We start from the raw sequence: 6,406 nt of genomic DNA, 5'->3' as shown, positions 1-6,406 counted from the left end.
GCGGCTCGTCGCCTGGCGGCGACATTGCGTCCGTTGGTTGCGTGGGGCACCCCGAAGCTTGATTGTGCTGACGGTTCGGGGGTGCTTGTCAAGGCGGGAAAGATGCCTTGACAAGCACCCCCGAACCGCAGGAGAGCTTCGTATCGGGGTGCGGGGGAGGTGTGGGTGCCTCGCTCGTTGGGTGCACCGGTGCGGTTGGGGTGGGGTCGGGGCTAGCGCCCCAATGCCACATTGGGTGCGTCAGACGCACCGAACGCCACATTGGGTGCGTCCCATGCACCCAATGCCGCATTGGGGGCATCGCGGTGGCTGGCGGCGGACGGGGCGGTCCGTGAAGGGCTCCTTGAGGGAATCTGGGTCCGTGAAGGAGCCCCTCACGGACGGCGAAGTCAGCAGGTCAGCCCAGAGAGCGGGCGGCGGCGGTTGCCTGGTCGGCGTACGAGCGTCCGAACAGGACTGTGTGCACCAGGAGTGGGAAGAGCTGGTGCAGGGCGATTCGTTCTCGGTATCCGTCGGCCAAGGGTGCGAACTCGTTGTAGGCGGCCACGATTCGCTCTAACTGTGGGCAGCCGAACAGGTGCAGCATCGCTAGATCGGTCTCTCGGTGGCCGCCGTGTGCGGCTGGGTCGATTAGTACTGCTCCGTGTGCGTCCCAGAGGACATTGCCGCTCCACAGATCCCCGTGCAGGCGGGCCGGAGGCTCTGGTGGGCCAGCTACTGCCGGGATTCGGGTGCAGGCTCGTTCGAAGACGTCCGTATCAAGGATCTCGGCGGCCATCCGGACGTACGGGAGGATTCGGTGTTCGGCGTACCATTCCGGCCACGAATCGCTCGGTGAGTTGCGCATGGGTGCGGTGCCGATCCAGGCATCCGTCAAGCCGTCTGGGGGTGGGGCGCCGAAGGCTGGGGCTCCGGTTGCGTGCAGGCGCGCGAGGTTGCGGCCGAACTCCTCCGCGTGTGACGGCGTGCTCTCTGCCACTCGGTCCAGCACCAGCCAGGTGTCGTCCGCGCCATGTACCCGGGGGATCCGGACCGCGTCCGCTTCGGCGAGCCAGCGGAGTCCGGCTGCTCCGGCTCGGGTCGCGCCGGGGGCGTGGCCGCGTTTCACTACCGCTTCGACGCGGTGGGCGCCGTCGGTCAGGGTGATCTCACTGAGGGTGCCTGAGGCGCCGTGCGAGTCCGTGTTCAAACCGGTGAGCCGCGCCGCCGCTGCGGCCGGACCTTCGTTCTGCTGACCGGAAACCACGTCCCGACGCTACGGGCGCGGATCGGAGCGCGCTGAGCGGCAGGTGACCCGCGGCCGGTCTTGTCAACCCTCTGGCCTAGACTCGGATATCCCGGTCAGCAGGTGACCGGGGCGGTCCCGAGGGACTGTCCGCCCCCATCGTTTACCGCTCGAGGAGAAGACCTTGAAGAGCACCGTCGAGCAGCTCAGCCCGACGCGAGTGAAGATCAATGTCGAGGTGCCGTTCGACGAGCTCAAGCCGAACTTCGACGCCGCGTACCGGAAGATCGCCCAGCAGGTGCGGGTCCCCGGTTTCCGTCCCGGCAAGGTCCCCGCTCGCGTCCTGGAAAGCCGGATCGGCCGCGCGCCGGTGCTCGACGAGGTCGTCAACGAGGCCATTCCGGCCAAGTACATCGAGGCCGTCCGCGCGGGCGAGGTCCGGACGCTCGGCCAGCCCGAGTTCGAGGTGACCAAGCTCGAGGACCGCGAGGTGCTGGAGTTCAGCGCCGAGGTCGACGTGCGGCCGGAGATCGAGCTGCCCGACCTCGCCGGCCTCGAGATCAGCGTCGACGACGTCGAGACCACCGACGAAGAGGTCGCCGAGCAGCTCGACGAGCTGCGCGCCCGCTTCGGCACCCTGACCGGCGTCGAGCGCCCGGCCCAGACCGGCGACTTCGTGTCGATCGACCTGTCGGCCAGCGTCGACGGCAAGGCCGTCGAAGAGGCCTCCACCACCGGCCTGTCCTACGAGATCGGCTCCGGCCAGCTCGTGGACGGCATCGACGAGGCCATCGTCGGCGCGAACGCGGGCGAGACCAAGGTGTTCACCACCAAGCTGGTCGCGGGCGAGTTCGCCGGCCAGGACGCCGAGGTCACCGTCACCGTGCAGTCGGTCAAGGAGCGCGAGCTGCCCGAGGCCGACGACGAGTTCGCCCAGCTGGCGAGCGAGTTCGACACGATCGACGAGCTGCGCGAGGACCTGCGCACCCGGCTCGGCCGCGTCAAGACGATGCAGCAGGGCGTCCAGGCGCGCGACAAGGTCCTCGAGATCCTCCTCGAGCGCACCGACGTGCCGCTGCCGGAGAAGGTCGTCGAGGCCGAGATCGAGAACCGCAAGCACGACGCGATTCACCCGTTCGACCACGACGAGGCGCAGTTCGCCAAGGCCCTCGAGGCCGAGGGCCGCACCCTCGACGAGTTCAACGCCGAGGTCAAGGAGGAGTCGGAGAAGGCCGTCCGCACGCAGCTGCTGCTGGACACCATCGCCGACAAGGAGAAGACGTCGGTCAACGACGGCGAGCTCACCGAGCGGATCATCTACCAGGCGCAGCGCTTCGGCGTCAGCCCGGACGAGTACGTGCAGCGGGCCCAGCAGTCCGGCCAGCTGACCGCGATCTACGCCGACGTCCGCCGCGGCAAGGCTCTCGCCTCCGTCGTGCGCGGCACCACGGTGAAGGACGCGTCCGGGTCCGAGGTCGACCTCAGCGAGCTGTTCGGCGCGGACGAGGAAGCCCCCGCCGAGGAGACGCAGGTCACCGAAGAAGCGGCGGCGACCCCCGCGGAGTAAAGCTGTAAGCGAACTTGGGCGGTGTCAGGCATTCTGCACCGCCCAAGTTCGTTAGGGTCGGTTGCAAGATCTCAAGCATCTGAACACGACAGCGGCGGCGCGGCCCTCCGGCCGGCCCGCCGCCGGTGAAAAGGCAGGCAGACGTGAAGCAGCACATGCCCGAGGGGCGGACCGGCACCGCGGGGCTCAACCTCACCGACTCGGTGTTCGAGCGGTTGCTCCAGGAGCGCATCGTCGTTCTCGGCTCCGAGGTCAACGACGAGGTCGCCAACCGGCTCACCGCGCAGCTCCTGCTGCTCGACGCGGACGACGCCGAATCGGACATCCGGTTCTACATCAACTCGCCGGGCGGCTCGGTGACCGCCGGGTTCGCGATCTACGACACCATGCAGCTGATCCGCCCGGACGTGGCGACCTACGCGATGGGCATGGCGGCCTCGATGGGGCAGTTCCTGCTCTCCTCGGGCACCCCCGGCAAGCGCTACGCGCTCCCGCACGCGCGCATCCTGATGCACCAGCCGTCCGCGGGCGTCGGCGGCACCGCCTCCGACATCGCGATCCAGGCGGACCTGTTCAACAAGTGGAAGCAGGAGCTCGCGAAGATCACCGCCGAGCAGACCGGCCAGACCACCGAGCAGATCATCAAGGACGGCGACCGCGACCGCTGGTTCACCGCGCAGGAGGCGAAGGACTACGGCTTCGTCGACCACGTGCTGACCCGCGACAGCGGCCTGACCTCGAGCAACTGAGCCCCGAAGCACCACACAGGAGAGCATCATGAGCAACTTCCGGCTCCCGGGTGACTTCCGGGCTCCGCAGACTCCTCAGTCGCGGTACATCCTCCCGTCCTACGTCGAGCGCACCAGCTACGGCGTGAAGGAGTCCAACCCGTACAACAAGCTGTACGAGGAGCGGACGATCTTCCTCGGCGTGCAGGTGGACGACGCGTCGGCCAACGACGTGATGGCCCAGCTGCTGCACCTCGAGCACGAGGACCCGGACCGCGACATCAGCATCTACATCAACAGCCCGGGCGGGTCGTTCACGTCGCTGATGGCGATCTACGACACCATGCAGTACATCCGCCCGGACATCTCGACCGTGTGCCTCGGCCAGGCCGCCTCGGCCGCCGCGGTGCTGCTGGCGGCGGGCACGCCGGGCAAGCGCATGGCGCTGCCGAACGCGCGCGTGCTGATCCACCAGCCCGCCACCGAGGGCACCTACGGGCAGGTCTCGGACCTGGAGATCCAGGCCAACGAGATCCAGCGCGTGCGCCGCCAGATGGAGGTCATCCTGGCGAAGCACACGAACAAGGAACCGGACGAGATCAAGGCCGACATCGAGCGGGACAAGATCCTCACCGCCGAAGAGGCCAAGGCCTACGGCCTGATCGACGAGGTGCTCCCGTACCGGAAGGCCTCGGCGAACTGACCGCGACGGGCCGGTGCGCGGCGAATCCGCGACGCGCACCGGTCCGCTGGTCTACTGTCGGTCGTCGACGAGCCCGAAGGGGTCGGGTGTTCCCGACCGCGCCTTCGGACGGGTACCGTCGATGGCAATGCGTGTTGGTCCCGGGAACGCCTGGCAGTCCCGGGGCCGCCAGGAAGTAGTGCAGGTGCGCCCCGCGCACCGGAGGGGACGAGGTCAACGGCCATGGCACGGATCGGTGACGGCGGCGACCTGCTGAAGTGTTCTTTCTGCGGCAAGAGCCAGAAGCAGGTGAAGAAGCTCATTGCCGGGCCAGGGGTCTACATCTGCGATGAGTGCATCGACCTCTGCAACGAGATCATCGAAGAGGAGCTGGCCGAAGCCGGCGACGTGAAGCTCGACGAGCTGCCGAAGCCCGCCGACATCCACGAGTTCCTCGAGCAGTACATCATCGGCCAGGACGACGCGAAGAAGACGCTCGCGGTCGCGGTGTACAACCACTACAAGCGGATCCAGGCCGACGACAAGTCCGGGCCGAAGGACTCCAAGGACGAGCCGGTCGAGCTCGCCAAATCGAACATCCTGATGCTCGGCCCCACCGGCTGCGGCAAGACCTACCTCGCGCAGACGCTGGCGAAGCTGCTGAACGTGCCGTTCGCGATCGCCGACGCCACCGCGCTCACCGAGGCGGGCTACGTCGGCGAGGACGTCGAGAACATCCTGCTGAAGCTGATCCAGGCGGCCGACTACGACGTCAAGCGCGCCGAGACCGGCATCATCTACATCGACGAGGTCGACAAGATCGCCCGCAAGAGCGAGAACCCGTCGATCACCCGCGACGTGTCCGGCGAGGGCGTGCAGCAGGCGCTGCTGAAGATCCTCGAGGGCACCACCGCGTCGGTGCCGCCCCAGGGCGGGCGCAAGCATCCGCACCAGGAATTCATCCAGATCGACACCACGAACGTGCTGTTCATCGTCGCGGGCGCGTTCGCCGGGCTGGAAAAGATCATCAACGAGCGGGTCGGCAAGCGCGGCCTCGGGTTCGGCGCGGAGATCCGCACCAAGGCCGAGATCGAGGGCAGCGACGTGTTCTCCGACACCATGCCGGAGGACCTGATCAAGTTCGGGCTGATCCCGGAGTTCATCGGCCGGCTCCCGGTCGTGGCGACGGTGAACCACCTGGACAAGGAATCGCTCGTCTCGATCCTGACGCAGCCGCGCAACGCGCTGGTGAAGCAGTACAAGAAGCTCTTCGAGATGGACAACGTCGAGCTGGAGTTCACCAAGACCGCGCTCGAGGCGATCGCCGACCAGGCCGTGCTCCGCGGCACCGGCGCCCGCGGCCTGCGCGCGATCATGGAGGAAGTCCTCCAGCCGGTCATGTACGACATTCCGAGCCGCGAGGACGTGGCGAAGGTCGTGATCACCGAGCAGACCGTGCGGGAGAACGTCAACCCCACGATCGTGGCTCGCCAGCCGTCGCGCCGCACCCGCAGCGAGCGCGGCGAGAAGTCGGCCTGACCCGGCGGCCGCCGGGCGTTAGCAGGAGTCGGCTGTCCGGGTGTCGGCGGCGGGCGCGATAATGGACAGGATGACAACCGTGCCGCTGACCGCACCCCGGGGGGACGACACTGCCGACCCCGGCGAAGCGGTACCCGCCGAGGCCGAGCCTTCCGCCGCTCCGGTCGGCATTGTCGAGCTGAGCGAACGGGTCGCCGCGTCCGTGCTGACGCGCTTCCCGTGGCTGATCCGCGCGTCCGAGATCATGCTCGCACTGTTCACGCTGGTCTGCCTGGTGGCGGTCGGCACCCGGCTGTCGGCGCTGCCGCTGCTGCCGATCCCGCTGTTCGCGGTGTCGTGGCTGTTCCTGCGCCGCCTGCGCTCGTCGGAGACGCGGGCACAACAGCTGCGGTGGTCGCTGCTGATGGCACTGGCGGCGATGGTGGGGTTCTGGGTGATGTCCGTCGTGGCCCGCTGGGTCTCGTAATTTCTTCGCGGTAGGCGTCCTCCACGGTGGAGGATGGCGCGGTGGATGCGGTCGTGCAGTGGGTGTGCACCTCGTGGACGAAGAAATCCCGCGGCGGTGCGGAGGCGGCTCGCCGCAATGCGGCCCCGATCGCCTGCGGGTGAAGCTGGAAACAAGGCCGCACGGGAACCCTCGCCGCTGGCGTCGCCCTCCGGCGCAC

6 protein-coding genes are annotated in these 6,406 nt (G+C 68.1%); 5 read left to right on the top strand and 1 reads right to left on the bottom strand.

What is annotated here, in order from left to right; genetic code table 11:
• Positions 1 to 397: 397 nt before the first annotated feature.
• On the bottom strand, positions 398 to 1,246 hold the full coding sequence (locus PUT80_RS35915) for a fructosamine kinase family protein (RefSeq protein ID WP_275294797.1): 849 nt from the start codon (positions 1,244 to 1,246) through the stop codon (positions 398 to 400).
• Between the two features lie 163 nt (positions 1,247 to 1,409).
• Between PUT80_RS35915 and tig the strand changes: the two genes are divergently transcribed.
• The 5 genes from tig to PUT80_RS35890 all read left to right on the top strand — a co-directional run bounded on the left by tig (position 1,410) and on the right by PUT80_RS35890 (position 6,207).
• The gene (gene tig, locus PUT80_RS35910) at positions 1,410 to 2,792 is read left to right on the top strand and encodes a trigger factor (protein ID WP_037813864.1); all 1,383 of its coding nucleotides are present in this window, start codon (positions 1,410 to 1,412) and stop codon (positions 2,790 to 2,792) included.
• A 143-nt stretch (positions 2,793 to 2,935) separates the two neighbouring features.
• Positions 2,936 to 3,541 carry an ATP-dependent Clp protease proteolytic subunit gene (locus PUT80_RS35905; protein ID WP_037813861.1) on the top strand — a complete coding sequence of 202 codons (606 nt, stop codon included), beginning with the start codon at positions 2,936 to 2,938 and terminating at the stop codon, positions 3,539 to 3,541.
• A gap of 28 nt (positions 3,542 to 3,569) precedes the next feature.
• Positions 3,570 to 4,223: an ATP-dependent Clp protease proteolytic subunit gene (locus PUT80_RS35900; protein WP_009081146.1), complete on the top strand. Its 654-nt coding sequence runs from the start codon at positions 3,570 to 3,572 to the stop codon at positions 4,221 to 4,223.
• A 222-nt stretch (positions 4,224 to 4,445) separates the two neighbouring features.
• Positions 4,446 to 5,741: an ATP-dependent Clp protease ATP-binding subunit ClpX gene (gene clpX / locus PUT80_RS35895; protein ID WP_037813853.1), complete on the top strand. Its 1,296-nt coding sequence runs from the start codon at positions 4,446 to 4,448 to the stop codon at positions 5,739 to 5,741.
• Positions 5,742 to 5,811: 70 nt separating this feature from the next.
• Positions 5,812 to 6,207 carry a hypothetical protein gene (locus tag PUT80_RS35890; RefSeq protein ID WP_275294796.1) on the top strand — a complete coding sequence of 132 codons (396 nt, stop codon included), beginning with the start codon at positions 5,812 to 5,814 and terminating at the stop codon, positions 6,205 to 6,207.
• The last annotated feature ends 199 nt before the right edge of the window (positions 6,208 to 6,406 follow it).

The sequence above is a fragment of the Amycolatopsis sp. La24 genome, from assembly GCF_029087445.1.
Classification (GTDB): Bacteria; Actinomycetota; Actinomycetes; order Mycobacteriales; family Pseudonocardiaceae; genus Amycolatopsis; species Amycolatopsis nivea.
This window is presented reverse-complemented; position numbering and strand designations above follow the sequence as displayed.

Excerpts from the sequence above, each read along its gene's own strand:
- PUT80_RS35900 (WP_009081146.1), top strand. The coding sequence starts at position 3,570 with ATGAGCAACTTCCGGCTCCCGGGTGACTTCCGGGCTCCGCAGACTCCT.
- clpX (WP_037813853.1), top strand. The coding sequence starts at position 4,446 with ATGGCACGGATCGGTGACGGCGGCGACCTGCTGAAGTGTTCTTTCTGC.
- PUT80_RS35890 (WP_275294796.1), top strand. The coding sequence starts at position 5,812 with ATGACAACCGTGCCGCTGACCGCACCCCGGGGGGACGACACTGCCGAC.